Source organism: Ruegeria lacuscaerulensis (assembly GCF_013031245.1).
GTDB classification, from domain to species: domain Bacteria; phylum Pseudomonadota; class Alphaproteobacteria; order Rhodobacterales; family Rhodobacteraceae; genus Ruegeria; species Ruegeria lacuscaerulensis_C.
This window is the reverse complement of the sequence record NZ_WPZL01000002.1, coordinates 266,119-292,501: the sequence shown is the minus strand read 5'-3', so window position 1 is coordinate 292,501 and position 26,383 is coordinate 266,119. Positions and strand designations below refer to the sequence as shown.

Annotated in this window: 21 protein-coding genes and 2 tRNA genes; 15 read left to right on the top strand and 8 right to left on the bottom strand. The window is 54.8% G+C overall.

Going from position 1 to position 26,383, the window contains the following annotated elements; genetic code table 11:
* Positions 1 to 3: 3 nt before the first annotated feature.
* Complete coding sequence (locus GOX66_RS03995) at positions 4 to 702, bottom strand: GntR family transcriptional regulator (protein WP_170759816.1); 699 nt, start codon at positions 700 to 702, stop codon at positions 4 to 6.
* A gap of 108 nt (positions 703 to 810) precedes the next feature.
* On the opposite strand from GOX66_RS03995, the gene GOX66_RS03990 reads away from it, so the two are divergent.
* Positions 811 to 2,505 (top strand): thiamine pyrophosphate-binding protein, encoded by a 1,695-nt coding sequence (locus GOX66_RS03990; protein ID WP_170759814.1) that lies wholly within the window; start codon positions 811 to 813, stop codon positions 2,503 to 2,505.
* Here the strand turns inward: GOX66_RS03990 and GOX66_RS03985 are convergent.
* On the bottom strand, positions 2,466 to 3,386 hold the full coding sequence (locus GOX66_RS03985) for a LysR family transcriptional regulator (protein ID WP_170759811.1): 921 nt from the start codon (positions 3,384 to 3,386) through the stop codon (positions 2,466 to 2,468). The genes GOX66_RS03990 and GOX66_RS03985 overlap by 40 nt on opposite strands.
* A 99-nt stretch (positions 3,387 to 3,485) precedes the next feature.
* Here GOX66_RS03985 and GOX66_RS03980 point away from each other — a divergent pair, with 99 nt between their 5' ends.
* From GOX66_RS03980 to GOX66_RS03950, 7 genes are all read left to right on the top strand, one after another.
* The gene (locus GOX66_RS03980; RefSeq protein WP_170759810.1) at positions 3,486 to 4,619 is read left to right on the top strand and encodes an enolase C-terminal domain-like protein; all 1,134 of its coding nucleotides are present in this window, start codon (positions 3,486 to 3,488) and stop codon (positions 4,617 to 4,619) included.
* Positions 4,616 to 5,866 carry an NAD(P)/FAD-dependent oxidoreductase gene (locus tag GOX66_RS03975; protein ID WP_170759808.1) on the top strand — a complete coding sequence of 417 codons (1,251 nt, stop codon included), beginning with the start codon at positions 4,616 to 4,618 and terminating at the stop codon, positions 5,864 to 5,866. The genes GOX66_RS03980 and GOX66_RS03975 overlap by 4 nt, the downstream gene beginning before the upstream one ends.
* Before the next feature lie 50 nt (positions 5,867 to 5,916).
* Positions 5,917 to 6,894 (top strand): TRAP transporter substrate-binding protein, encoded by a 978-nt coding sequence (locus tag GOX66_RS03970; protein WP_170759806.1) that lies wholly within the window; start codon positions 5,917 to 5,919, stop codon positions 6,892 to 6,894.
* Between the two features lie 70 nt (positions 6,895 to 6,964).
* Complete coding sequence (locus tag GOX66_RS03965) at positions 6,965 to 7,498, top strand: TRAP transporter small permease (RefSeq protein WP_170759804.1); 534 nt, start codon at positions 6,965 to 6,967, stop codon at positions 7,496 to 7,498.
* Between the two features lie 4 nt (positions 7,499 to 7,502).
* Positions 7,503 to 8,816: a TRAP transporter large permease gene (locus GOX66_RS03960; protein WP_170759802.1), complete on the top strand. Its 1,314-nt coding sequence runs from the start codon at positions 7,503 to 7,505 to the stop codon at positions 8,814 to 8,816.
* A gap of 7 nt (positions 8,817 to 8,823) precedes the next feature.
* Complete coding sequence (locus GOX66_RS03955; RefSeq protein WP_170759800.1) at positions 8,824 to 9,756, top strand: hypothetical protein; 933 nt, start codon at positions 8,824 to 8,826, stop codon at positions 9,754 to 9,756.
* 353 nt (positions 9,757 to 10,109) lie between these two features.
* The gene (locus GOX66_RS03950) at positions 10,110 to 10,775 is read left to right on the top strand and encodes a sulfotransferase family 2 domain-containing protein (RefSeq protein WP_170759798.1); all 666 of its coding nucleotides are present in this window, start codon (positions 10,110 to 10,112) and stop codon (positions 10,773 to 10,775) included.
* Positions 10,776 to 10,843: 68 nt separating this feature from the next.
* On the opposite strand, the gene GOX66_RS03945 is transcribed toward GOX66_RS03950, so the two are convergent.
* Positions 10,844 to 12,163: an ATP-binding protein gene (locus GOX66_RS03945; protein ID WP_170759796.1), complete on the bottom strand. Its 1,320-nt coding sequence runs from the start codon at positions 12,161 to 12,163 to the stop codon at positions 10,844 to 10,846.
* A 44-nt stretch (positions 12,164 to 12,207) separates the two neighbouring features.
* Between GOX66_RS03945 and GOX66_RS03940 the strand changes: the two genes are divergently transcribed.
* The 3 genes from GOX66_RS03940 to GOX66_RS03930 all read left to right on the top strand — a co-directional run bounded on the left by GOX66_RS03940 (position 12,208) and on the right by GOX66_RS03930 (position 13,478).
* Positions 12,208 to 13,122 carry an MBL fold metallo-hydrolase gene (locus GOX66_RS03940; RefSeq protein ID WP_170759794.1) on the top strand — a complete coding sequence of 305 codons (915 nt, stop codon included), beginning with the start codon at positions 12,208 to 12,210 and terminating at the stop codon, positions 13,120 to 13,122.
* A gap of 77 nt (positions 13,123 to 13,199) precedes the next feature.
* Positions 13,200 to 13,274, top strand: a tRNA-Asn gene (locus tag GOX66_RS03935).
* 129 nt (positions 13,275 to 13,403) lie between these two features.
* Positions 13,404 to 13,478: transfer RNA gene (locus GOX66_RS03930), tRNA-Asn, on the top strand.
* 153 nt (positions 13,479 to 13,631) lie between these two features.
* On the opposite strand, the gene GOX66_RS03925 is transcribed toward GOX66_RS03930, so the two are convergent.
* A complete protein-coding gene (locus tag GOX66_RS03925; protein WP_170759792.1) occupies positions 13,632 to 14,078 on the bottom strand; it encodes a very short patch repair endonuclease in 447 nt (148 codons plus the stop codon).
* 85 nt (positions 14,079 to 14,163) lie between these two features.
* On the opposite strand from GOX66_RS03925, the gene GOX66_RS03920 reads away from it, so the two are divergent.
* Complete coding sequence (locus GOX66_RS03920; RefSeq protein WP_170759790.1) at positions 14,164 to 15,657, top strand: DNA cytosine methyltransferase; 1,494 nt, start codon at positions 14,164 to 14,166, stop codon at positions 15,655 to 15,657.
* A gap of 37 nt (positions 15,658 to 15,694) precedes the next feature.
* Here GOX66_RS03920 and GOX66_RS03915 read toward each other — a convergent pair whose 3' ends face one another.
* Genes GOX66_RS03915 through GOX66_RS26130 form a run of 4 tightly spaced genes read right to left on the bottom strand, consistent with a single transcriptional unit; the run spans position 15,695 to position 24,294 of the window.
* Complete coding sequence (locus GOX66_RS03915; protein WP_170759788.1) at positions 15,695 to 17,374, bottom strand: nuclease-related domain-containing DEAD/DEAH box helicase; 1,680 nt, start codon at positions 17,372 to 17,374, stop codon at positions 15,695 to 15,697.
* Positions 17,374 to 19,233, bottom strand: a complete 1,860-nt coding sequence (gene drmB / locus GOX66_RS03910) for a DrmB family protein (protein WP_170759786.1) — start codon at positions 19,231 to 19,233, stop codon at positions 17,374 to 17,376. Before drmB ends, GOX66_RS03915 begins: the two co-directional genes overlap by 1 nt.
* A complete protein-coding gene (locus tag GOX66_RS03905) occupies positions 19,223 to 22,423 on the bottom strand; it encodes a helicase-related protein (RefSeq protein WP_170759784.1) in 3,201 nt (1,066 codons plus the stop codon). The genes drmB and GOX66_RS03905 overlap by 11 nt, the downstream gene beginning before the upstream one ends.
* Complete coding sequence (locus GOX66_RS26130; protein WP_170759782.1) at positions 22,423 to 24,294, bottom strand: UvrD-helicase domain-containing protein; 1,872 nt, start codon at positions 24,292 to 24,294, stop codon at positions 22,423 to 22,425. The genes GOX66_RS03905 and GOX66_RS26130 overlap by 1 nt, the downstream gene beginning before the upstream one ends.
* A gap of 534 nt (positions 24,295 to 24,828) precedes the next feature.
* Between GOX66_RS26130 and GOX66_RS03895 the strand changes: the two genes are divergently transcribed.
* From GOX66_RS03895 to GOX66_RS26275, 3 genes are all read left to right on the top strand, one after another.
* Entirely contained in the window at positions 24,829 to 25,203 is a 375-nt protein-coding gene (locus GOX66_RS03895; RefSeq protein ID WP_174822640.1) for a hypothetical protein, read from the top strand.
* A 91-nt stretch (positions 25,204 to 25,294) separates the two neighbouring features.
* Complete coding sequence (locus tag GOX66_RS03890; RefSeq protein WP_170429163.1) at positions 25,295 to 25,708, top strand: hypothetical protein; 414 nt, start codon at positions 25,295 to 25,297, stop codon at positions 25,706 to 25,708.
* Between the two features lie 430 nt (positions 25,709 to 26,138).
* Complete coding sequence (locus GOX66_RS26275) at positions 26,139 to 26,300, top strand: excisionase family DNA-binding protein (RefSeq protein WP_170759780.1); 162 nt, start codon at positions 26,139 to 26,141, stop codon at positions 26,298 to 26,300.
* Positions 26,301 to 26,383: the final 83 nt, after the last annotated feature.

Genomic DNA, 26,383 nt, shown 5'->3' with positions numbered 1-26,383 from the left:
GATTTATGCCTCTTCGATGATCCGGGCCGAGATATCCTCGGACCCCTCCATGTAGATATTTGAGATCCCGTGACGCACGGCGTCCTGAACCTGATCCATCCTCTTGGCGATGTGACGACTTAGCGCTTCGGCCGCCCCGTCCGCGTCACGTTCCATCAGCGCCTGCATGACCCGCTTGTGCTCTTCTTTCGAGCGCTGCACCCGATCCAGGCTCATGGAAATCCAACGGATATAACGGATACGCTCGTTGATCCGGCGCAGGGATTCCAGCAGTTCCGCGTTACCTGAAAGTTTGGCGATCCCAAGGTGAAACGCCTCATCCCGGTTCACAGCCTCTTCGACGGTCAGGCCAGTGATGTCTATTCCCGTGGCGTAGAGTTCGTCGTGAAGCGCCTGCAACTCTGTATCCGTCGCTTTTTCACAGGCGGATCGCACGGCGGCCACTTCGATGATCTGACGCAACTCGAACAGGTCGAACACACTTTTGGCATCCAACGGGCGGCAGAAGAACCCCAACCCAGGTCTAAAATCGAACATCCGTTCGGCAACCAGCCGATTCAGAGCTTCGCGCAGCGGCGTGCGGCTGACGCCCAATTCTTTGGACAGTGCAACTTCGTTCAGGCGATCGCCAGGACGCAGGCGAAATGACACAGCCATCGCTTTGACCTGCTCATAGATTTCGTCAACCCGTGGACCCGCCATGTACCCGCCTTTTCCTGTTTCCGCACAGGTGACACAGACCAAGCTTGAAATCAATATACAAAACTGTATACAGCTCTGAACACAGATTTGAAGCGGGAGCGGCAAGCCATGACAAGAACCAACTATCTGACCGGAGCCGAGGCGATGGTGCGCATGCTTGAGGCGCACGGTGTGAAACATATGTTCGGCCTGTGCGGCGACACCACGCTGCCTTTCTATGACGCGCTAGCGCGGATGGATCATGGTATTGAGCACATCCTGACCCGCGACGAACGGCACGCGGCCTATATGGCGGACGGCTATGCCCGCGTGACCGGCAAACCCGGTGTATGCGAAGGACCATCTGGTGGTGGCGCGACATACATCCTGCCGGGCGTGATCGAGGCCAACGAAAGCTCGGTCCCGATTCTTGCGATCACTTCGGACGTGGCAACGACCAGCCGGGGGAAATACCCGCTGACCGAACTGGATCAGGAAGCACTGTTCAAGCCGCTGTCCAAGTGGAATACCTCTCTGGATGACGCGACCCGCCTGCCCGCCATGGTCCGAGCCGCGTTCAGGGCGATGACCACCGGCACACCCGGCGCGACTCATCTGGCCCTGCCCTTCGACACGCAGAAAGGTCAGGTGGACGAGGCTGAAATCTGGGCCGATGCGCGCCACTGCAGCTATCCGACTGAACGGGCTGCTCCGGATCAGGCGGCCATCGACGCGGCAGTTGATATCTTGGCCAAGGCAAAGTCGGCCATCGCGATCTGCGGTGGCGGGCCCGTTTTGTCGGGAGCAACCGATGCATTGCACCGGGTGGCCTCACTGCTGGACATGCCGGTTGCGACAACGGTGTCCGGCCAGGGTTCGATCTCGGAAACGGACCCTTTGGCCTTGGGAGTCGTGGGATCGAACGGCGGTATCCCGGCAACGCGTGCCGTAGTGGATGAGGCTGATGTCGTCCTGTTCATCGGATGCCGGGCAGGCTCCGTCACCACCGAACGCTGGCGCAGCCCGACCCGCGACGTGACCGTCATTCATATCGACAGCGATCCGATGGTCATCGGCGCGAATTACCAGATCGAAGTGGCCATCTGTGCCGATGCCCGACTGGCGCTGGAGGCGTTGGCGGCTGGGTTGGAATCGCGCGAGGGTCTGGCTGCCCAGGGCGGTGCCGCCAAGGCCGCTGACGCATGGGAAGCTAAACTAGCCGCTTACGCTCCTCTTGCTGCCAGCCGGGAAACTCCGATCCGGCCTGAGGCCGTGATGTCCGCCATGATGGACATTCTGGATGACGACGCCATCATAGTGGCCGATCCGGGGACCCCCTGCCCTTACTTCAGCGCGTATTACCGCTGGCAGAAACCCGGGCGGCATTTCATCACCAACCGCGCGCATGGGGCGCTGGGGTATTCGCTGGGTGCCGCAATGGGCGCACATGTTGGTCGTCCGTCTGTCAAAACGCTGGCCGTAATGGGTGACGGATCGTTTGGCTTCGCCTGTGGTGAGTTCGAAACCATGGTTCGGCACAACATGCCGATCACGTCAATCGTGTTCTCGAATTCGGTATTCGGCTGGATCAAGGCCGGGCAGAATGCCGGCTTCGGTCAGCGGTACTACAACGTTGATTTCAACCGCACCGACCATGCCGCCGTCGCCTCTGCCTTTGGGGTAAAATCATGGACCGTGAAAGACCCTGACGACCTGCGCCGCATTCTGAAAGAAGCGGTCGAACATGACGGACCGACGCTGGTGGACATCCATTCCCAGCCCCTTCACGAAGCAGCTGCACCTGTGTCCGAGTGGGTGGCGTAGGACGCGAATGAGGGTGTCAGTTGGGCCAGAAACTCCTGCGCGATGGTCGACAGCGGGCGCCCTTTGGCCGTGATGATGGCGAGGTCCAGCATCACGGCGGGCCGGAACGGGCGGGTTTGATACCCGCTCTCGGCATCGAAGGTCACGGTAAAGGGATCGATCACCGCCACGCCCATGCCCTGTTTGACGAAGCTCAGCAGGTTCTCGAACAGGTGCGTATGAATCTTGGTCCTCCAGTTCCGCCCCGCCGCCTGAAAGATGTCGCGGGTGCGGCGGTGAGTCTGGTGTTCCGGCCCCATCACGATAAATAGCTCATTCTCCAGCAATTCCGGCGTCAACACGTCGTATTGCGCCAGGTGGCTGTCCTCGGGAAACGTGGCCAGTGTTTCGAACTTGAAGACCTGATAGTTGAGCGTGTCGTGCAGAATGGGCATCTCGACGATGCCCACTTCGAAAAGGCCCGAAATCACCCATTCCTGAATCTTCGACGAGTATTGCGACTGAAAGCTGACCGACAGGTTCGGGCGTTTCTCCGCAAAACGCGCGATCTCCCGTGGCATGAAGCCAAACGACAGCGCATGCGGGGCCGCCACCTGCAGTTGGCCGGGATGCTTGTTCTGCAGGTCTGTCACCGCCTGCGCCACGTGGTCCAGCCCGCGCACAACCGTATCTACTTCGCGGAACAGCAAGTCTGCCTCTGGCGTTGGCAGCAAACGTCCCTTGTTGCGTTCAAACAACGGCAGGCGAGCTTCGCGTTCCAACTGGGCTAGCAAGTTGCTGATTCCTGGCTGCGAGATACCCAGAACTGAGGCGGCACCGGTCACCGTTCCAGTCTCCATTATCGCGTGAAAGGCCTGCAGTTGTCGAAACCGAAGCGACATCGCCCCTCCTCATCATTTTTTCTGATACTCTTGCCATAACATAATATTTGAAATGATACACTCGCCACGGCACGGTTCTTTCCGAATACCGGAGGACCAATGAGCGACCTGAATCAGACCATCACGGGATTTGACCTTTGGCATCTTGAACTGCCCGTCACGTCGCGACGCGATCACGGCATAGGGTCGGTCGAGGGCACCTGCGAGGTGGTCATCCTGCGCCTGACCTCGGAAGATGGCACTGAAGGGTTTGGCGAGGCCTCGCCCTGGTCGGTTTTCACCGGAACGCCCGAGGCAACGTATGTGGCGCTGAACCGATACCTCCGCCCGCTGGTGCTTGGGTCTCGGGTGGCGGACCGGGCGGCGATCATGACGCAAGCCGCCTATGCGGTTGCCCATTGTACCGAGGCCAAGGCGGCTCTGGAAACCGCTCTGCTTGACCTTGCCGGACGCATCAGTGGGGTTCCGGTTTGGGCGATGCTGGGTGGCAAATGTCGGGACACGATCCCCCTTAGCTGTTCCATCGCCAATCCTGATTTTCAGCAGGATGTCGCGCTGCTGGATCAGCTTCGGGAAGATGGTGTTCGGATCGTCAAACTGAAGACCGGGTTCCGGGACCACGCCTTTGACGTCATGCGCTTGGAACATCTGGCGCAGAACTGCCCCGAGTTTTCTGTGCGCGTGGATTATAACCAGGGGCTGTCCATCGAGGATGCACCGGCGCAGGTTCGCGATGTCGCCCAATTCCAACCGGATTTTATCGAACAGCCGGTGCGGGCACATCACTATGGGATGATGGCCAGGCTGCGGGACCAGATCGACGTGCCCCTTCTCGCCGACGAAAGTGTATTCGGCCCCGAAGACATGGAGCGCGCCGCAAGGGAAGGCATATGTGACGGCGTTTCGGTCAAGATCATGAAGTCGGGCGGCCTGAGCCGCGGCCAGACGGTTGCGCGCATCGCTGCTGCCCATGGGCTCAGCGCCTATGGTGGGGACATGTTCGAAGCCGGACTGGCGCATCTGGCCGGAACGCACATGATTGCCGCAACACCCGAAGTAACCCTGGGCTGCGAGTTTTATCAGGCTTCTTACTTCCTGAAAGAAGACATTCTGGAAGAACCGTTTATCGTGCGAACCGGCAAAGTCTTAGTACCGGAAGCACCCGGACTGGGCGGTCGCCCGGACCTGGGCAAACTGAATCACTATGCAGTGGCCAAAGCGGTGGCTGCATGAGCGAGAAAAAGACCATAGCCATCATCGGTGCCGGTATCGTGGGCGTGTCAGCGGCGATATGGCTGCAACGCGATGGCCACGATGTGATCCTGATAGACAAAGCCGGTCCGGGTGAAGGCACCTCGCACGGAAACGGTGGAGTATTGGCGTCCTGTTCGATTGTCCCGGTCACGGTGCCGGGACTGCTGAACAAAGCCCCTAAAATGCTGTTTGATCCCTCTCAGCCATTGTTCCTGAAATGGGGCTACGTGCCCAAGCTGATTCCATGGCTGATGCGTTATTTGAAACACGCCAACGCAACGGACGTCGAACGAATTGCCGCCGCTCTGACCCCCATCGTCGGCGACAGCCTGAACGACCACAAGGCTTTGGCTGAGGGAACAGGTGCTGAAAAATGGATCATCCCGTCGGATTATCTATTTCTGTATGAAAACCGGAAACATTTTGAGGATGACGCCTTTGGATGGGGCGTGCGCCGCAAGCACGGATTCACCTGGGAGGAACTGGAGGGACAAGCCTTTCACGACTACGACCCGGTTTTCAGCAAGGACATCGGTTTTGCTGCGCGGCTTGGCGATCATGGTCACATCACTGACCCGGGGCGTTATGTGAAAGATCTGGCCGCGTATGTTGAGGTCAATGGCGGCAAAGTCATACGCGCTGCGGTCGAGGATGTGGTGCGCGAAAACAGTAAGGTGACAGGTGTGCGCGCGGGCGGCGAAACCATCCCCTGCGAAACCGCGATTATAACCGCTGGCGTCTGGTCCGGTCCGTTGGCCCGGCAGTTGGGTATTTCTGTTCCTATGGAAAGCGAACGCGGGTATCATCTTGAATTGGTGGAACCTTCCGCGATGCCGCGAAGTCCGGTTATGGTGGCGTCAGGCAAGTTCGTCGCTACGCCGATGGAGGGCCGGATACGCCTGGCGGGGATTGTGGAGTTCGGCGGACTCGACGCGCCGCCTTCGCGGGCACCGTATGAGTTGATGCGCAAAAACGCCCGGGCCGCCTTTCCGGGCGTGACATGGAAGGACGAAGTGGAATGGATGGGGCACAGACCCGCCCCGGCGGACTCGATCCCGATTGTCGGAGAGGTTCCGGGGATTGACGGCGCTTTCATGGGCTTTGGGCACCATCATATCGGCCTGACAGGCGGGCCCAAAACAGGACGCCTTTTGGCGCAGATGATTGCGGGCAGAACTCCGAACGCGGATGTGAGCGTGTACGCCCCATCGCGGTACAAAATCTAAACCAGCCGGTGAAAAATACCGGTGCCACAAATGACAACTGGGAGAAAACAATGAGAAAACTGACGAGCCTTCTGGCGGCAACCGCACTGACAGCCACCGCAGTACTTCCGGCCGCCGCCGAGAAATGGGACATGCCGATGGCCTATTCGGCGTCGAATTTCCACTCGGCAACCGGTGCCGAGTTCGCCAAATGCGTGACCACCGGCACAGGCGGGGAGATCGAGATCGTGACCCACCCGTCGGGATCGCTGTTCAAAGGCGCTGACATCAAACGGGCGATCCAGACCGGTCAGGCCCCGATTGGCGAGCGCCTGCTTTCCGGCCACCAGAATGAAAATGCGCTGTTCGGGTTTGACTCGATCCCGTTCCTCGCCACTTCGTTCGATGACAGCGAAAAGCTGTGGCAAGCGGCCAAACCATCTCTTGAAAAATTGCTGGCCGAACAGAACCTGACCTTGCTTTACGCCGTGCCATGGCCGCCTCAGGGGCTGTATTTCAAGGACGAAGTGAACTCTGTAGCCGAGATGAAGGGCATCAAGTTCCGCTCGTACAACAACGCCACCTCGCGTCTGGCCGAATTGACCGGGATGCTACCGGTGACAATCGAGGCTGCTGAAATCAGCCAGGCCTTTGCCACTGGTGTTGCCGATTCCATGGTGTCGTCTGGATCGACCGGGTACGACCGGAAAGTCTGGGAAAGCCTGAACTACTTCTATGAAGTGGATGCCTGGCTGCCGCGCAACTACGTGATGGTGAACTCGGATGTCTGGTCGGGCGTGTCGGACGCCAACAAGAACGTCATCAAGGGATGCGCTGAACTGGCCGAATACGCCGGCAACTGGCGGGCCAAGGAATATACCGGGTTCACTCTGCAAGGTCTGCGCGATGGCGGCATGAACGTCGGTCCGGCATCCGAGCAGATGACGAACGAACTGAAAGAGATCGGGGTCACCATGACCAATGAATGGCTGGAAGCCGCCGGGGACGAAGGCAAGGCCATCGTCGACGCGTTCAACTCGGATCAATAACCCAACCGACACGGGCGGCAGTGTGATTTGCCGCCCGTTTTCCATCCAATCAAAACAAAGCGGGGACGGTATGGCGGCACTACGAGGGCTTCGGTCCGTACTGGATTTCATTTATCTGGCAGCGGGGGTGCTGGCGGCGCTCAGCCTGATTGCCATTCTGCTGCTTATTGTGGTGCAGATGCTGGCCCGCTGGACCGGTGAAGTCTTTCCCGGCGCGCCGGACTATGCCGGATACGCGATGGCGGCGGCTTCGTTCCTGTCCTTTGCCAATGCACTGAACCGTGGCAGCCATATCCGCGTTTCGATCTTGTTGAATGCGGTACCGGATAAATTCCGGCGGGTCCTGGAAATCTGGTGCTTCACCATCGGCACAGCCGTGATGTGGTATTTCTGCTGGTACGCCTATCGTTTTGTCTACTGGAGTTGGAAGTTCAACGACATCAGCCAGGGACAAGACAGAACCCCCCTTTGGATACCGCAATCAGCGATGCTTATAGGCGCGATCATTCTGGCCATCGCACTGACCGATCACCTGATTCACGTGCTCTTCCGCGGCGATCACCGCATCACCCGCGATCTCGCTGACCAAAGCCACGGAGAGTAAGAGCATGGAAAACGCATCAATCATCATCCTCTTCCTCTTTGTCCTGTTCACGCTGCTGGGCACCGGTGTCTGGGTCGGGCTGGCCCTGATGGGTGTTGCCTGGGTCGGTATGGAACTGTTCACAACGCGCCCCGTGGGCGACGTCATGATTACGACGATCTGGTCGGCATCATCCTCGTGGACTCTGACGGCGCTGCCAATGTTCATCTGGATGGGCGAAATCCTGTATCGAACGCGATTGTCCGAGGACATGTTCAAGGGGCTTTCGCCGTGGATGGCCCCCCTGCCCGGCGGACTGGTGCACACCAACATTGTAGGTTGCACGGTCTTTGCCGCCGTGTCGGGCTCATCCGCCGCTACGCTGACAACAGTGGGCAAAATGTCGATCCCGGAGCTGCGGAAACGCAACTATCCGGAACGCATGATCATCGGTACGCTGACCGGCGCGGCAACACTGGGGCTGATGATCCCGCCGTCGCTGACACTGATCGTCTATGGCGTCACTATCAATGAATCGATCACCAAGTTGTTTTTCGCAGGCATTCTGCCGGGGCTGGTTCTGGCGTGCATGTTCATGGGCTATGTCGCGATCTACTCGAAGATTGGCAAAGACTGGAACCCTAACGAGGAAGGCAAGTTGACCTTTTCAGAGAAGGTCAGGAACTCACGCTTTCTGCTGCCGGTCATCCTGCTGATCACAGTCGTTATCGGTTCGATGTATCTGGGTTACGCCACCGCAACCGAAGCTGCCGCATTTGGTGTGATCGGAGGGCTGCTGCTGGCCGCAAGTCAGGGTTCGCTGAGTTGGAAAACCTTTACCGAAAGCCTGATGGGCGCAACCCGAACAAGCGCCATGATCGCATTGATTTTGGCTGGCGCTGCGTTTCTATCCCTATCGATGGGCTTCACCGGTCTACCGCGCGGGCTGGCCGACCTGATCGCCGGATGGGATCTGACCCGGTTCGAACTGCTGATGGTCTTGTTGGTATTCTACATCATCCTTGGATGTTTCCTTGACGGCATTTCCTCGGTCGTGCTGACGATGGCCGTGGTCGAACCGATGATCCGTCAGGCGGGAATCGACCTGATCTGGTTCGGCATCTTCATCGTTGTTGTGGTCGAAATGGCGCAGATCACACCGCCGATCGGGTTCAACCTGTTCGTCATGCAGGGCATGACCAATCATGAGATGAGCTATATCGCCCGCGCAGCGATACCGATGTTCCTGATCATGGTTGTAATGGTGTTTGTACTGATATGGTTCCCGGAACTGGCCACATGGCTGCCGGAAAACCTGCGTCAAAGCCCGACCGGGTAGCTCGTCTTTGCTCCTTCTGCACATTGCTGCCCGCCACGGACCTTATGTTCTGCTGGCGGGCCTCTTGGCGGGATTGCTGCTGCCGAATCTTGCTCAACCGATGCGACCTCTGCTGCCACCGATGGTGGTGTTGCTGATGTTCGTTACCGTGCTGCGAATGAAGCCGGAGAGCATTCTGGGCTCACTGGCAGACCTGCCTCGGGTAATCCTGATGGTTGTTGGATTGCAACTTGCGCTGCCCCTGATCGTTCTGACCGTGGGCTTCGCAGGTGGATGGGCCGGCAGTCCGGTTCTGTTTGCCCTACTTGTCATGACGGCCGCCCCGTCCATCGCCGGAAGCCCGAATCTGTGCCGGATGATGGGGCAACCTTCGGAATTTGCCTTGCGTCTGCTGGTGGTCGGCACGGCAATGTTGCCACTTACAATGGCGCCTGTCTTCTGGTTCGCGCCGGAACTCGGCGGGTTTGCTCAGGTACTCTGGGCCGCCTTTAAACTGCTGATAACAATCGTGCTGACCACCTCCGCCGCTATTGTCATCCGCAAAACTATCCTTCGATGGCCTTCGCAGAGCACCGAACTCAGCCTTGAAGGCATCGCGAACATCACAATGGCCGTGTTTGTCATTGGCTTGATGCCGTCAGTCAGCGAGGCCCTCCTTCTGGACACACAGCGTGCACTGTTCTGGATCGTCTTTACCTGCCTCATCAATTTAGGCGCTCAAATCATATTTTTCAGGCTGACACGTTTCCAACTGCCTGCGGACAAAGCGACCGCCATCTCCATAATTGCCGCAAACCGCAACATCGCATTATTCTTCGTCGCCCTCCCGCCCGAGGTGACGACTCCGATTATGGTTTTCATCGGGGCCTATCAGATACCCATGTACCTGACACCACTCGTAATGCGACGAATGTACAGGAAGTCTTGGGCCCAGCGTTGATTTCAGCTTGCCAGTGATCGATTATGGCATCCTGCCCAAATGCTCGCTCTTGCCAAGGCGCAATATACCGCCCTGGGCGAAGGTGACACCGGACTCGATGCCAAGACTCGCCCTAATAAAATGCGCTGGGCGCGGCTTTCTTAATTTGATCAGCAAAGAACGCCAAAAAGCTTTTGCAGGAAGTTTGAGTTCCTGCAGACCTGCCAATTTTCATTTACTGGCGACTTCAGATCAGCTTTCCAGCTATCCCTTCAGGTCGCTTTGCAGCTTGAGGTTTCGGATTAGGCTCGGTATCGTCTGAAGGTTAAAAAGACATAACCTCCCATTGGCAAAGCGAAAAAAACACAACAAAAATGCTCGTCTCTCATTCCAAGAAATTCATCTACATCAAAACCGCAAAGACTGCAGGTACGTCGATGGAGGCCGCGCTACAGAAGTATTGCCTGCCACCGGGCATGGAATTGCCGGAAGGCCGATTCGATCAAATAGAAACCGAATACGGTATCGTTGCTGCGCGCGGAGCAAATGCGGGAGAGACGAATAAGTGGTACAACCACATCCCTTCTACCCAGGTAAAAAGCCAGCTTCCGCCCGAGATTTGGAACAGCTACACCAAGTTCTGCAATATTCGGAACCCCTGGGACAAGGTTGTGTCCTTCTTTCATTTTCGCGACCGGGACTTGGCTTCGCGGCCGGAAAATGAAATTTTTGCCGAATTCAGAAAATTTCTGCAACCAGATAGCAACAGCGGCAGATACCGGATCGGGATAGACACGCATATCTATTTCGTGGACGGTAAGCCAGCTATGGATGACTATATCCGCTACGATAACCTAACCGAGGACTACGCGCATATCTGCAACAAGCTAGGAATTGAAAACACCGAGCTACCCCGCCTAAAGACGGCCAGTCGTGGGAAGAAGAAGATTGACTACCGCAAATACTACGATGACGATCTGCGCGACACCGTGGCTAAGATTTTCGAAAAGGAAATCGATGTGTTCGGCTGGAAATTCTGAACAGAAAAAACGTTCCAAACCACGCGGTCCAACCATTCCTCAACAAACGGACTTCCTGTTCAGCGGACTTAGCGCCCGATGACAATATCCGCACACAGGCCTCCCAGATTTTGGCTTTCGCTCAACCGCAACGTTCCGCCATGCACGCGGGCGATATCGGCAACGATCGCAAGGCCAAGCCCAACCCCGCTGCCCTGGTTCTGATTTCGCGCCGGATCAAGACGCGAAAAGGGTTTGACTGCCTCTGTGCGCTGTTCAATCGGAATTCCCGGACCATCATCTTCAACACGAATGCGAAGAGATTTTGGTTTGATGGAAAGGCTGACATCCGCCCGGTCGCCATATCGGACAGCATTTCCGATCAGGTTTTCGACAGCACGTCGTATGGCCGTAGGGCGCAATGTGACAGTCCCTTCGCCTTCGACTGAGGTCAGGCTGACCTCATGCCCGGCCCGGCGTGCGTCTTTAATGATCTGACGCAACAATGCTTCGGGATCGACGGTCTCTGGTGATCCTTCGGCTGCCCCGCGCGAAAACTCAAGGAACGCATCCAGCAGCAACTGCATTTCATCAACATCCTGCTTCAGAGGTGCGGCCTCATCCTCGGGCAGCATCGAAAGCCCCAGTTTCAAGCGTGTCAAAGGGGTTCGCAAATCATGACTAACGCCAGACAGCATCATCGTGCGCTGTTCTATCTGCCGTTCTATGCGGGCGCGCATATCCAAAAATGCACTGCCAGCGGCGCGGACTTCAATGGCCCCGCCCGGTGTATACGGAACCACTCTGCCCCGGCCAAAGGCTTGCGCGGCGTCGGCCAGCCGAGTGATTGGACGCAGTTGATTGCGCATATACAAAAACGAAATCGTGGTCATGACGACGGCAAAAAACAACATCGTAACGATCAACTGATGCGGTGCCGTCGGAGACAGTCGGCGGCGGTCAAAGGTCAACTCCAAAAGACCAAGTTTTGTCTTTAGATACAACCGCGCCTCATGACCGCTAGGCAGGGCGACTGCCTCCAATTCCGGCAACCGGGCTCGCAGATCGGCTTCCACCTGTGGCGCGATGAAGTCATACCAGCGACGCGTGCCAAGCACCGGCTCTTCGTTGATGCCCAAAAACCGGACCTGCATCTCCAAAGCCGCCAAGTCTGGGCGAACGGCGGCCATTGCCTGTTGCTGGGTCTCGGCATCTTCCATGACGTCAATTACCAGCAACACCTCACGCGAGGCTGCGCGCGTCATCTGGGCTGTGACGTCTTCCAGGTGTTTTTGAAGGAACGCAACTCCGACCACCAACAGCAGCACGATCACTGGCAGAACCAGAATCAACGCAGAACGAGCATATAAGCTGCGTGGCATATAAGGTTTGAGCCATTGTGCGGACATGCGCTAAACCTAACGGGCTGTTACGACAAGAGAAAGAGTGCAGAATGCAGGCGCCTGACGATTTCAACCCGATCCCCGGTAAAGCCGTCGAATTGCAGCCGGGCCTAAGGCGCATTTTGGCTCCGAACCCTTCGCCGATGACCTATCGCGGGACCAATACCTATCTGTTGGGCACTGGTGAGCTTGCCGTGATCGACCCTGGCCCTCTAAACGACGCGCATCTGCAAGCGATTCTGGATGCTATACAGGCCGGTCAGCGCATTAGTCATATCATTGTCACCCACAGTCACCTGGACCACTCTCCGCTGGCCAGACCGCTGGCGGACCGAACCGGCGCCCCGATTCTGGCCTTTGGCGGACCGGAGGCCGGACGCAGCGCCATCATGACCGAACTGGCCCTGCACGGCCTTGCGGGTGGCGGCGAAGGCATAGACTCTGCTTTCTATCCCGACACCGAGGTAGCAGATGGCGCGCTTATAGATGGAGATGGCTGGCAGCTTGAAGTGATCCACACCCCGGGCCATTTGGGAAACCACATCGCGTTGGGCTGGAGTGATGTTTGCTTCACCGGGGATCATGTCATGGGGTGGGCAAGTTCGCTGGTGTCTCCTCCTGACGGCGACCTGACCGACTTCATGAGGGCTTGCCATCGTCTGCGCGCGCGCGACTGGACGGTTTTTCACTCAGGTCACGGTGCGCCGATCAATGACCCGGGCGGGCGGCTGGATTGGTTAATTAATCACCGCTTGGAACGCGAGGCACAGATTCTGGCGGCGTTGGAGGAGGAACCCGGCACTGCCCGATCTCTGGCCGAGCGAATTTACACTGACACCCCCAAAGCCCTTTTGCCTGCGGCTGAAAGGAACGTGTTTTCTCATCTGATTGATTTGTTAGGGAAATCACTAGTTTTGGCCGATAAGGAACTGTCTGTAGACGTGAGATTTTCAAGACGGGCCTGACCCTCGGAAACTTTTTTGCGAAAACGTGACATTCCCCTCTGGACGGCAAGAATCCGGGTTGTTATACGCCCCTCAGTTCCGGCGTAGCTCAGCGGTAGAGCAGTTGACTGTTAATCAATTGGTCGTAGGTTCGATCCCTACCGCCGGAGCCAAAACTTCCTAATAAATTCTGCCCTTGAGAAACGTGTTTTAGCTCGGATCTCATCACAGGGTTTTTCGTCGAAAATTCTCCTGACTCCTCTGGACGCCATAGATTCAGGTTGCTATATGGCGCGAACCGTTCCGGCGTAGCTCAGCGGTAGAGCAGTTGACTGTTAATCAATTGGTCGTAGGTTCGATCCCTACCGCCGGAGCCAAAAAAAGCCCTTAAGGTCAAAGCCTTAAGGGCTTTTTTGGCGGCCGAAGTTCAAGTTTTATCTATTGCTCGCAGGTTCAATGAACCTGACTGGCGGTTTTCTGCAAAACACAAAGCATCTTGCAGACAATCGTTCCAAAATCCGGATCTCCAGCTATGCAGCAAACTCAATATGTTGCCCCCCTGCTCCGCGGATGAACTCCCCAACCTGCTGAATCAATTCCTCACCAAAATGGGGCTTAACCGCGCACTCCCAAACTATCGCCGTGCGCCAGCCAAGGCCATGTAGCTGCCCAAGCACCTTCGCATCTCTTCGACTATTTGCCTCAAACTTTTTGGTCCAGAACTCAACATTGGTAGAAGGCTTTGTTGCCTTGGAACAGCCAGGGTGCTGGTGCCAGAAGCACCCGTGTACGAAGATCACTGTTTGCCACTTTGGCAAAACGATATCCGGTGAGCCGGGCAAGCCCCGCGCATTGACCCGAAAGCGAAACCCTTCGCGGTGCAATGCCTGTCTGAGGCTCACCTCCGGTTTGGTGTTCCTGCTCCGAATGTTTGACATCATTCGGGACCTGGTTTGACTGTCGACTATGTCCGTCATGAACCCGACATAACACTTTCATCGACGAATTCGAGCTTCCGCGTCACGCGAAACCTGGTACAAGGCCTTTGTTGAGGGGATACGCATGACAAAAGAGTATGCTATCATAGATTTGTTCGCCGGCCCCGGAGGGCTGGGCGAAGGGTTTTCCCGGGCTGGTCGCGATACGGACACGCCCATGAAAATCCATCTTTCGGTGGAAATGGATGACCATGCTGTCCAGACACTGCGCCTACGCGCGTTTCTGAGATCGTTTCCAGATTTCCCGGTAGAATACTACAACGCGCTGAATTCCGGATGTGTTCTACCAAACTGGGCCGAGCTGTATCCGGAAAATTGGAAACACGCTCATAGCGAGGTCAGGCAAAGGGTTCTCGGAGAAAAAGGCGTCTTCGAGGAACTTGCGATCGAGCTTGATAAGGCTCGTGAAGCCTACAACGGCAATACAATTCTAATCGGAGGTCCCCCCTGTCAAGCATACTCGCTGGCTGGCCGATCCAGAAATTCAGGCAAGGCAAACTACGTCCTTGAGGACGACCACCGGCACTACCTCTACCGTGAGTATGTTCGCATTCTTCACAAGCTCCTTCCTGCTGCCTTTGTCATGGAGAACGTCAAGGGAATGCTCTCAAGCAAGGTAGACGGCGGTGGTATTTTTAGCCGAGTTCTGGACGATCTCGAGGCTGCCGGGGATGGTTATTTCCTCATCCCCCTGTCAAAGGCGACACCTGAGGACGGCGCTCGCGCACCTGCCAGAGACTTTCTCATCAGAGCAGAAGATCATGGAGTACCTCAAGCACGCCATCGCGTGATCGTCGTCGGCATCCGCAAGGATATGGCAGAGGGACTGCATCTCGAAGAACCGCTTCTTGGTCAACCTCAGGCACCGGTGAGTGTAGAACAGGCGATCGGCGACATTCCGAGTCTGCGAAGCGGCTTGAGCAAAGGCGACACGGTCGAAGCTTGGCAAAGCGCGCTTAGAGACCAAGCGTCTGCGATCGCATCCTCCGAAGCGGTACCGATGGAAGTCAGAGAAACCGCACGCGCGATCGAAATAGCAAACGAAATGCCTTTCCTACGCGTCAGCAGCAGAAAGCAACAGTCAAACAGAATGCCTCTTCATTTGCGAGACTGGTTTGCAGACGATCGCCTCAAGGCCTTGCTACAGCACGAAACACGCGGCCATATTCCGGGTGACCTCGGCCGATATCTCTTCTCTTCAGCGTTCAGCAGAGCTTTTGGCAAATCTCCCAAACTTGTCGAGTTTCCAGAGTTCCTCCAACCTTTGCATCGCAACCGAAGTAGCGGAAAGTTTGCTGACCGCTTCCGCACGCAAGTGGTAGGCCGCCCCTCAACGACGGTCACCAGCCATATTTCGAAAGACGGGCACTACTTCATCCACCATGATCCTATGCAGTGTCGTTCATTGACGGTTCGCGAAGCAGCGCGTCTCCAGACGTTTCCGGACAACTATCTCTTTTGTGGCCCCCGTACCAAACAGTATCATCAAGTTGGAAACGCCGTTCCCCCTTACCTCGCTTGGCAGATAGCGAAGGCAGTGCAACGTCTTCTCGCTTGAAAACAACATAGCTACCAAACACAAAATTCTTACTCTGCTACACAATCCCACCAGACAGCCATTGGACCTCATCTTGGGCGCAAACTACGCATAAAAAGGCTCTTGCTCTTGTAAAGGCGACATAGGCAAGCTCTCGTCTCTCCATTTCTTCACCTGTGACGACCAAGACAATCGCCGAGCGTTCGAGGCCCTTGAATCGCCTGACTGTATCGACAACTACCTCTTCAAGAGCCATTTCCTCCGCGTCAGTAACCGGGATGCTTGTGCCGCTGGTCAGCCCCAGGAACTGTTCTTTTGCCAATGGTCCGTTGAAAAGGACGGCTATGTCTCTTGGCGCCACCTCCTCGTTGAAAACAAGGCGGCGCATTTCCTTGTAAGCCGCCTGCATTTTCGTTTTGGTGTTGTCTTCTGTGACCCACGAAACTTCAAGTCCGTCAGGACCATCCGCAATGATATCCGGGCCCGTGTAGTGGACTGTAGCTACTGTATGGATATTCTTGGTATTTCGAAGATTTCGAGACAGTCTCAAAGGAACCACGCTCAAGTCTTGAGCAGTAATTCCAGCGTTGCCATAGACTTCTTGATTGCTGTCCATGAAGACGCGAAGCCTGCCATCAGTCGCGACGCATGCATCAATTGCAATCCACCAGTCCGGGCGAAAATCTTGCCCTTCATCTACAATAATGGTGTCCCATTTCAAGGCAGGGTTTTTCTCGACAGCCTGAAAAAGCATGTTGGGTAGTTCGGTTTCATAGAAATCCCGCTCACCAACATTCAAAGGCTTTGGGACACCAGCATTTTTTGATGTCTTCCCGCACAGGGCATGAAATCCTAAAACAGTCAAATTTTCGATGCCACCAAGTTTCCGTTTGAGGCTCATCGCCAACGGTCGGCTGTGACAAGTCAGGAGTGTTTTCCTTCCTTCGGACGCTGACCTGATTGCTTCCTCGACCGCAACCACAGTCTTTCCCGTACCTGCTCCCCCTCTAATCAAAGCGCGTGGAATATCAGCGATAGCATCCAAAATAAGGTACTGCGTTGGCTCCAAGACTCGAAATTCTGCTTCAGCTTCCGCAAGCGCAGCTCCAATCCTGAAACTGAGTGTGAATGGGTGCGCCAGTAGCCTTTTCAATGCGGCGATACCGTCATGACCAAGTGGTTCACAATTTGCCGGGCGTTTGCCTTCCTTCAGCCGATCCGAAATCCAACTCCTGAGATCACGATTGAATTGGCTCGCGCCGCAAAAAATATGCGCGGGCCGATCAGACCCAAGACTGCTTGCAGGTACACTCGCACTTGGGAATATCACACCATGTGCCGCATGAATGAAGCGCTTTGACCATTTCGGTACATCATTCAGGCGAGTAAGCATCTCGTGTTTTGCGCTTCGAGCCTGAGCAACCGGATCTTTAATCTTGTGAACGAAATTTCTATGGTCCTTGCTTCTCCATTGCCCGTCACTTGGATCAAAGGAAATCTCTTTGCCTCCCTTAACCTCGATGGCCAAGATACCGTGCTCAGGGTGCGCAACCAGAAAGTCGCATTCACCATCTTTTTCGTTTCCCAACCTGTCAGTTCCCAGCCATGGGCTCGAATAAAAAACATGGAAATCATCGTCGAGAACTTCTGAGAGCCTGTTGTAGACACGGACTTCAGCTTTGCGACGCTCATCATCGAGCACCGAGCGAGGTAGTTTCTTTGGCCAAAGTAACGCCATTAAGATCTCCGGAGCATGTCTTCAAAAAACCCGAGACCTGAGCCGGATCCATCGCCCGTAAGCAGCGCTCTGTCCAAAAAGCTGTTGAATGCTTCACAAGAGGTTTCCGGAACGAGACAACAGGCATGGCATACAGAATGGGAATAACTATTCAATGCTCCCATCATGTCTGTGATGCAAAGCGGATCCGAGGAACACCACTCGATCGCTTCGAGTGAGCGCTGCAGAATGCCTTCAATTCGACCTGCCTTTCCTTGGCGCTCAAGACCTCCAAGCGTTCCGTCGGCATCAGGTGTGGCAGTATAGACGAGAAGCCCGGCCATCTGCTCCTCTTCACAACCAGCGTAAATCCTTTCCTGTAATGAAGCTGACGAATAGCCACATTCCAGTGTCAGTTGCCGCATGAGAGCATGAGAAAGAGTGTGGCAAAGCATGTATCGAGGAGTAATTTGTTGCTGTGGGGCGGCATCATCCCCGTATCTCTCCCTCCAATCCGCCAGATGCCGATCTTCGCATTCTGAAACTCGATTGATAACATCATCCCGGCGCTCCCATTTCGCCAGCTTTTCTTCATTTAGAGCAAGAAACACTCCCTCGCCACGCACTTCGATTGCCGGAAGCCACTCAAGTGCCTCCTTGGAAAGTCGCGCCACCTCGGAGGAATCTGGATCACCGGGTGGATTGATCCTGGTAAACCCTTTGATCGCCCTTACTTCGCGCAGGCGAACGGCCCTGACCACTCGTGATATCCAAGGAGATATCTCAGACGGTACGGCCTCCCGGCGTGTTTCGAAATCAATGTCTGGAGTTCGACTGCGTCCCGGCTCGGTGACAAACTGCCTGTATTCAGCGGGACGTAGATCGTCAGTACGCAGTTGACCGAATGATGTGAGACGAGCTCGAATGGCCTCAGCCAACTCGGCTGGAGACATCTCGAGTTCTCTCAAAATGCTCTCCAAGTCGCCCTTTGCTAAGAGCTCGATATACTCCTCAAGCTTTGAGTGATCGTCGAGGTTTGTCAAAGAGCTCCACCAATCACCCAGTACTTCTTGAAGACGGTCAGACCATGGGGGGATGCTCAGCGCTGATTCCGTCACTGGGAAATACAGGTTGGACGCACCACGTTGGACTGCATACTGCTCGTTTCCACAGTTTTCATTACCATTTGCCAGCCATGGCCTGAGACCTCGACATTTTGGACCGTGCTCCCAAGTCTTCTTCGAGAAGACACCGTCCATGGATCTCCTCGCGCCACATTCCGGGCAACTAAGGATAAGTCCAGCGAGGCCAGGACTCTCTGAACGCAACCTTAATCCCCGGTGGCGATCCGAATTCTCCCTTTTCGCAGTTTTGCATCCTGGTTTGTGCCCTACCCACCAGTCCCAAGGGAATTCGTCGATGTGTCCATTTTTGCAAGCCATGACGAAGCGAACTGGAATGACAAAAACCTTGCTGTCGCCATGAGAAGCTTCAGTGCACTTTGGGCAATAGCGATATGCCTCTCCAGGATCGTTCTTCCATCGTCTTTCCGGCTTGATCACATCGCAATTAGGGCATTGAAGCCACTTCGGAAAGCGAACGGCAACCAAGCGCCTCAAGTCCGGATCGTCATCCTTGCCACGCTCAAGAATGACTGGTGGAGTTCTAAAACCTTTAACTCCGAGCTTCTTCTGTAGACGAGTTTCGCGAATGACTTGAGGATGAGCGAGACCAGCTGGCGGGAATGATTGGTCCCATTCCTCAAGCCCGGCCGCAATTCCTGAAACTGCACCTCCACCGGACCTGAAATCCACGACAGAACCGGGACCAAAAGTAGACACCACTGCACTACGCCGAAGTTCTTGGAGATCATTCTTCATTCATATCGTCCCTCGCCCTGAGTACAGGAGCCATCCTGAAAGGAGTGCCGGCTTCAACTGTCCTCATTGAGTTGAGTGTTGGCCACGCCGCACCAGCTTCTCTGCCGGATGCCCGGCGAGCTGCTGCCCTTTCCGCGCTTTGGAGAAGGGATTTCCCTCCTTTAAAGTCGCTCCAATATACCTCTGGAGCTCTGGCTCTCCAGGTATCCAAGAGGCGCTCGAGCTCTCCGCGAACAGCCGTCTCTTCAGGGTCTATCTTCTTTGCACGCCCCACAATCTGATCGATGATGTCCATCGCTTCATCCTCTGCATCGTCATCCATTCTCGGAGAATCGAGCATGTCAGGCACAAGGTGGCGCACTGCCGCCACCAAAGCCGCATGCAGAGCCCTATCGCGAGCACGTGATGCAAACGGGGTTACGCTTGTAGCTTCCACATCTCTGTAAAGAGTTCTGTGCCATCCAGAAAATGTCTCAAAATGGGAGCGGTCGCGCGCTTTGGCATTGTTGAGCACCGAAACCACAAGACCACTGACATCTCCCCGCCCAACACGGCTGGTGGATTGAATGTATTCAGCTATGGTCTTGGGCTGTCCATTCACAAGCATCAACCCGAGACGAGAAATATCGACACCGACACTGACCATATTCGTTGCCAAGACCGCGTCTACTGCGCCAGGTGATCCAACCTTTATGTCAAGGAGATCAAGCATTTCACGAATTTCTTCTTGTGTTCTTCTTGAGGTTAACTCCTCAACATTGCTCAAAGGCCTCGCATCTTCTGAGCGAGCGTTAGAATAGAGCTCCACACTGTCGGATACGTCGTCTTGCATCAGAACGAGGGCACCGCCAAGCTCGCGAAGAGAGTTGAAGTAACCAACAAGAGTCCAATAAGCATCTCTGCGATCGTCGTCGCTGAACGCGCCAAAGGCCGTTTGCAAAAGGGAGCCAGCCACAGCTTGTAGGGTAAATTTCGCTGAGCGCCCTGCAGTTGTAACCCCAAGATATCTTCTGCCAACGGCTTTTCGCCGTTGGTCACGAACCGCGAAACCTGAATCGTCGTGATCGATCGCAGGCGGGGGAAATTGAAAAGCTTGGCGATCAAACAATGCCAGCGCCTGCTCAGGTGCTCTACGGATCGTAGCCGTCGAGCCGATTACCTTTGCTCTGTGTCCATGCGATCCGAACATCAAATCGAACGCGGTCTCATAAGTGCCCGCGATAGTTCCCAGAGGGCCGGAAATAAGATGAAGCTCATCCTGAATAATTAGATCAGGTGGCGAGCCACTCGATACGCCGAATAGCCTGTTGGTTCTCTTCTCCCGGACAATTTGAGCGAATTTGTCCACCGTACCAATGAGCAAAGTTGGCCGCCTGTCGTAGACATCTTCGTCGACTGTAAAAACAGGCAAAGCACCATACATAGTGCATTGGCTGTTTGTGCACTGCACCAAAACTGGTGAAGTCGGGCTCGCAATGGACCAATCCAGTTTATCTCCGCACGCAGGGCAGCGAGCGAGTTGTTTAGGAGATGCAATTTCTTGTGCACGCTGGACAATGGAAGCAAATGCTGCCGTTCTCTTGTTAGGGGTGGCATCTCCACCTACCCAAAGGCCAATTGAGAAAGGCTCGTCGCCTTGCAACGGCAAACCCTGCGGACAAGTCACCTTACCTGTACGAATTGCCTCAAGGGCTACGATCATCGCAGCTGATCGGGCGAACTGCTGCGTTGTAAGAAGTCTGAGAGTGTAGCGCATCAATGCGCAGACACCACTGTGGTCGTCTGGTGTGTCCGAAAGGCGACGGTAGACCGCGATGCACGCTATCAACGCCAGATACGCCTCTGTTTTCCCGCCACCGGTTGGAAACCAAAGAAGGTCCAGAACTCCTCGGTGTTCATGGCCTCGCTCAACTGACGATGGCGCACTGAGGAGCAAAAATCCCAGTTGGAAAGGCCGCCAGCGTAGTGGACCGTGGCGGCTCTTTGTTTCGTCCCACGAATGTTGAAGATGCATGGCAAGATTTGCGAGCTGAAACGCTCGCTGGAGCCGAGGCTTGGAACAGAGCTCTTTGACTGATGCCTGCATTCGTTCAAGTGCCACTTGGCATTGGGCCAGATGAGCCACAGCCACATGTTTCAGCTCTGGATTTACATCATCGACATCATCAATTCGTTTTCGTTGCGATTTCACCCAACGTTCATATGCTCCGCAAAAACGATTTAAGCCCTCTTGAAGGGATAAGCTATCTGCATGAGCCAGTTCTTCTGCTGACAAAGGGTCGAAATTCGCAGCTTTTTCCAGATCGGAAAAATACTCATGACCATTAGGATCGACACCTTCAACGATTGCCGATGGCAACCACGTTGTCTCAACCCATCGCGCAGACCGTTGGTCGTCATTCTCTCCGCCTAACGTTTCCCACTCTGCGGAACATGTGTGGCCAACGGCAAATTCCAGTACGTTCCTATAAAGCAGGGCACCACTTACTTCGTCGCTCAACACCTCTTCTGAAGCGTTTGCCTCAAGGTTTTGACCCGCAGTCAAAGCACGACGAGGAGGCTTGGGGACCAATCGGGTTCCATCACATGGTTCTATTCGAATCGCGGTCTGGAAAAGAGATGACGCCTCGATTTCATCTCGAGCTTGCTCGGGAACCGCAGAGTTCACGAGTGCGAGCGTAGCCAGAACCGCGCCATCAACGTCCAAGCAACGCAAACTCAAGGAAACGCTGGGTAAACTTTGATCTAAGTCCCTGAGTGATATTTCTCTGGTTGGCCCTGGCTCCAACAATAGCTCAGAAATTTCGATGTTATGCGGTTGGCGTTTCCAAATGGTATTTTCTTCGCGCTCCTCGAGCCGATAGGTGGCGAAACTACAGGTAACGCGAACATGGGGGGCTCCAATGGAAGATGCACTAAAGGAAATGCCGGCTACAGAAGGCTTTTGGATGGATCTGGTTTTTACTGCGTCGTTTTCGCCACTGCTCTCTTCACTGGCACCTGCACCCGCAGTACCCAAACGTTCATCGTCCTCACCACCCATTGCTGTACACTGAGGCCAAAGAATGCCTGTGAGATAGACATCGGATGGCCGTGCGCTCAGTTCCTCATCAGACTGTCGCGGACCGATAAGGTCATCGAAGAGCCGACTGGCAACAATCACGCGATCTTGGGATCTATCCACTGCCATTAGGACCTCCGCTTAAAATAAAACGATGGATATGCGGCTATTCTTGGGGTTAGGAGAAATCCAGACGATGCCCAAGGTTCATGGAGCGTTGACGCTTCACTGTCGTCAGGAGCCAAGACCATCGTTGAGCAACCGTGCCCACGAACATAACTCAGTCGGCCTGGAGGTCTGTGACTATTCCCTTGATTCCGCTTTTTCAACAAATCCCAGAGATCGTAACCCACACTTCGCTCCATTGCTCCTGCGCAAGTTTCGCCGGAATCGGCAACAATCCGGTAGCGCCAATCCAACTCTGGATCGACCTGTAACGAATAGGTTGTGACAACATCCGAAACGCCGGCGAGAAAGTTCTGAGCTTTTGCCGCTTCGGAAGCACTTAGTTCGTTAGAACCTACAAGTCCTCTGGGGGCGATATCTCCATCGCGACCAATTTCGAGCATGGTCTTGCCATTTCTCGTCCATCCATACGCTCGACCAGATGACAAGGAGGCGGACCTCGAAACTGTCCCCTCCCCAACCATTAGCGAAGTTTTCGCACGAGTGGCGCCTACAAAAAGTACCCGCGTTTCTTCAGCCTCTTCTTCGGCATTCTCGAATTCGGCACCTGTCGGTAGAAGGAGGACAACATTCTGCGCCTCGCGACCTTTGCTCGCGTGGATAGTTCCTACGATTGGGCCGAATAAACCATATTCCTGAGTTGTAAGATCAATAGGGGGACGCTTCTGGCTCAATCGGCGGCGCAACTTACTCATTTCGACCGAGCCATCGTTTTTTCCCGCCACTCGCAATAGGCGCCACCAGGCTTCAGCCGGACCATATTCAGGCGTGGCTTTAGTTTCCACTCGCTCCGACCAAAGTTCGTAAAACATAGCCTCATCCAAGAAGGCATCGGAGTAGTCATAAAAACAAAGGGCTAACCAAGAAGGCAGCGTACCTCCGTAACCTGACAATCTAAGCCGATGCGGAATATCGCAAAACTGCGATGCCATCAGAACTTCCGATCGTGTTCTGAAAAGAAGGAGATCATCGCTCGAGAAGTCTGCGACTTTCATCTGCATCCACTTAAGGCCACTCTCATCCGCGAAGTCGCAGATTTTCTGTGCTATTTCATCATGGAAACCTTCTTTGCGCTTCTGAATACCAAGGACATCCTTCCTGACCTCGGAAAAAATTCGTCGAAGCCCCGGGGAAGAGGTGCGGTGAATTTCTTTGAGAGCCAACAACGTGAATTCCAATTCACGAACAGACTTCAAGCGTATGAGAAGAGGCTGACCAATATTGCCAACGCTCGTTTGAAGATGCCCTACACGATCATCCGAAAAGCCATAAATGGCCTGAGCTTCATCTGTGAAAACCGTGACGCCGCAGTCCTCAGGCAAACGCTTCAGCAATGCCTCTACAAGGTCGGCACGCTTGCCCACCAAATCCTGAGCCTCATCGATGACAACGTGCTCAATCTGAGACAACTCGTGGGCAACATCCTCGTCGGCCTTTAGAAGCTCAATGACACGCTCGATGTTTTTCTCATACGAGCCCGTGAGGCTTGCGTTGGGGTCGTGCCCGGAGTGTATGGACCAAGCGTGTGAATCAACCGTAGCAATACGGATGCCGAAAGAATTGTCGCCCACATATGAATGCAACCGAGCCCGAATCTCGGCAACTGCAGTTCGTGTGAAACTGATCATCCAAGTGTTACTGGGTTCGATGTCTTCTTCTTCGATCAAGTGCGCGAGCCGCGCACAAGCAACGGCAGTTTTGCCGGTACCAGGGCCAGATTCTACAATAATCCGGGCGTCATACTCAGCTGTGATCACCTTGACCTGATCTGCATCCCAATCGGCAGTTTGGCCTATCTCTTGCACAATATTCACAGCTAAAAATTACTCCGCGCCTTATTTATTCTTGTAGCACTGACCCAACTCAGGCGTTTTGATTTAAGTCATCATTCTACCTACAAAGTTGAGCACGGTGGATGTCAGGTTGATTCCTTCGTGCCGCTTTTGGGGATTTTGTGCCAACTTCAACTCTTCGATGCAACAGTATGGCCAGCATAGACGAATTTCTCGCAATTGAGTGGCCCCAACGCCCAGAGTCTGGCTTGGCATCACCCGTTCTTCATACATCCTTCAGGCGATTCTGACCTGACAAGCAAAGCGCGCCAGATCGGAGTAATCCACATTTAGAGAGGCGGGTTAAGTTAAGTGAAATTCCGAGTTGTGGTTTCGTTTTCCCTTGTTTTGAGCATTCCTCGCGAAGCCCCAAACAAGGAAAAAACAAACCAGATTTTCCGATCAGCCGAGAGATCGCAGCCTCTCCGAACAGACAACCGCGCAGACCCAAGGAGGAAATCAGGCGCCCTTGAAACCCGAGCATGATGCGAGGGTGCTGCAAAGGAGAACAGAGAAATGTTCGACTTACACCACGACCCCCTGAAGGATCTCAGGGAGTTTTTCCTAAATCATTCGGAAGCCCTACAGAATGCGGCAGTGCTACTCGGTGGCCAGATCGGTGTTCGGTGCGTTCATGCAATCATGGACGACCTGTCTATTCAACCAAAGCTGACGCGCCGGATGGAGCGAAACCTGGTCCGCCTACGTGAGTTGCTGACATTGGAAAATGTCCATGATCCTGATCGGGTCGAGGCAGCGTGTTTCGCCGAGGTCGACCCGGGCTCCGCCATCGTGGAAGATATCTGCCTTCTGGCGGATGAGTTTACAGATCATCTACGGGCACATTTCGTCGCTCAGAAGGCATCCTCAACTGCGCCGCTGCCAGCGTGAAAAGCCAACGGCCGGGGCCTGTCAGCCCGCCCCGGCTTCTTGAGAGGCAATGGCGCCTCGTTTTCACCCGCCACAGCAAAGGGGAATTTCCATGGCGAAAGATCTTAACGAACAGCTCGAACAGGCCGTTCTTTCAACCATCAAGCAAGGGCGTTGGCTCGCTGAAAAGTGGAAAGAAGCCGGAATCCATCCTGGAAAAAATCTTCGACCACTTCTGCCGCAACTGGTTCAACGTCTGCGGGACGGCGAGCCTCTGGCGATCAATGACGACAAAGGGTTGAATCTGATGGCTGAAGAAATCGCAAGAGCGTTGAACGAGCTCAAGCCCGGCTATGGTGATCTGGCGATGCGCATCGATACCTCGGAACATCTGATCTTTGACAAGGATCGGGAGCAGCTGCGGCAACTGGCCGAGAGCTGGAAAAGCTTCCAGGGCATTCGCAGGCATACTCGTGATCTGCAAGCAGCATTGCGGCAGCTCAAATTGGCATTGCGACGCGTTTAACCCGGCGTCAGGACAAGTTTACTTCGCCCTTGGTCCAAGCCCTGTGCATGGGCCAGGCGGCAAGATTCCGAAATTTCGAGAAAAGGCCAATATGAGCTCCAGCAGGCTCACTACATGTGTTCGGGCAAGGGCTGCTCATGACAAGATCATGCGCCAGACGCCTGAAGTTACAAAAAGTTTGACGTGTTTTCATGAGGTTAGAAGAAATCCATAAGTTCGTTATTTGTTTTTGGTTTGTTTGGCCAATGTTCCTTTCGCCAATACGAAAATGAAAGGAAAAACCCTGCACCTTTGCCTGCTGCTCGAGGTTCTCAGAGCAAGCGCTGAAGAAACGACAATCACCGTCAATCAGCGATCGAATTCTTGACGTGATTGAGAGGATCCGTCGGCCCCATGGGGTCCACGCAAATTCAGGCTAAGGGAAACAGCCATGGAGAAGATTTTCACTCCAAAACAGCTCGCCAATCGGTGGGGTTGTTCAACACGAACCGTCAGAGCCGTGGTCCTTTCTGGCTCATTACCACATTTCAGAGTGGGACGCCTTATGCGCATTCCGGAAGAGGCCGTCCAAACGTTCGAGAAACGCTTCTGAAACTGAACAGGAAGCGCGCTGGCGAGCCTTGGTGCACACCATGCTTCCAAGAGCTCCGTCAGCCAATTTCAAGGAGGTCTGTT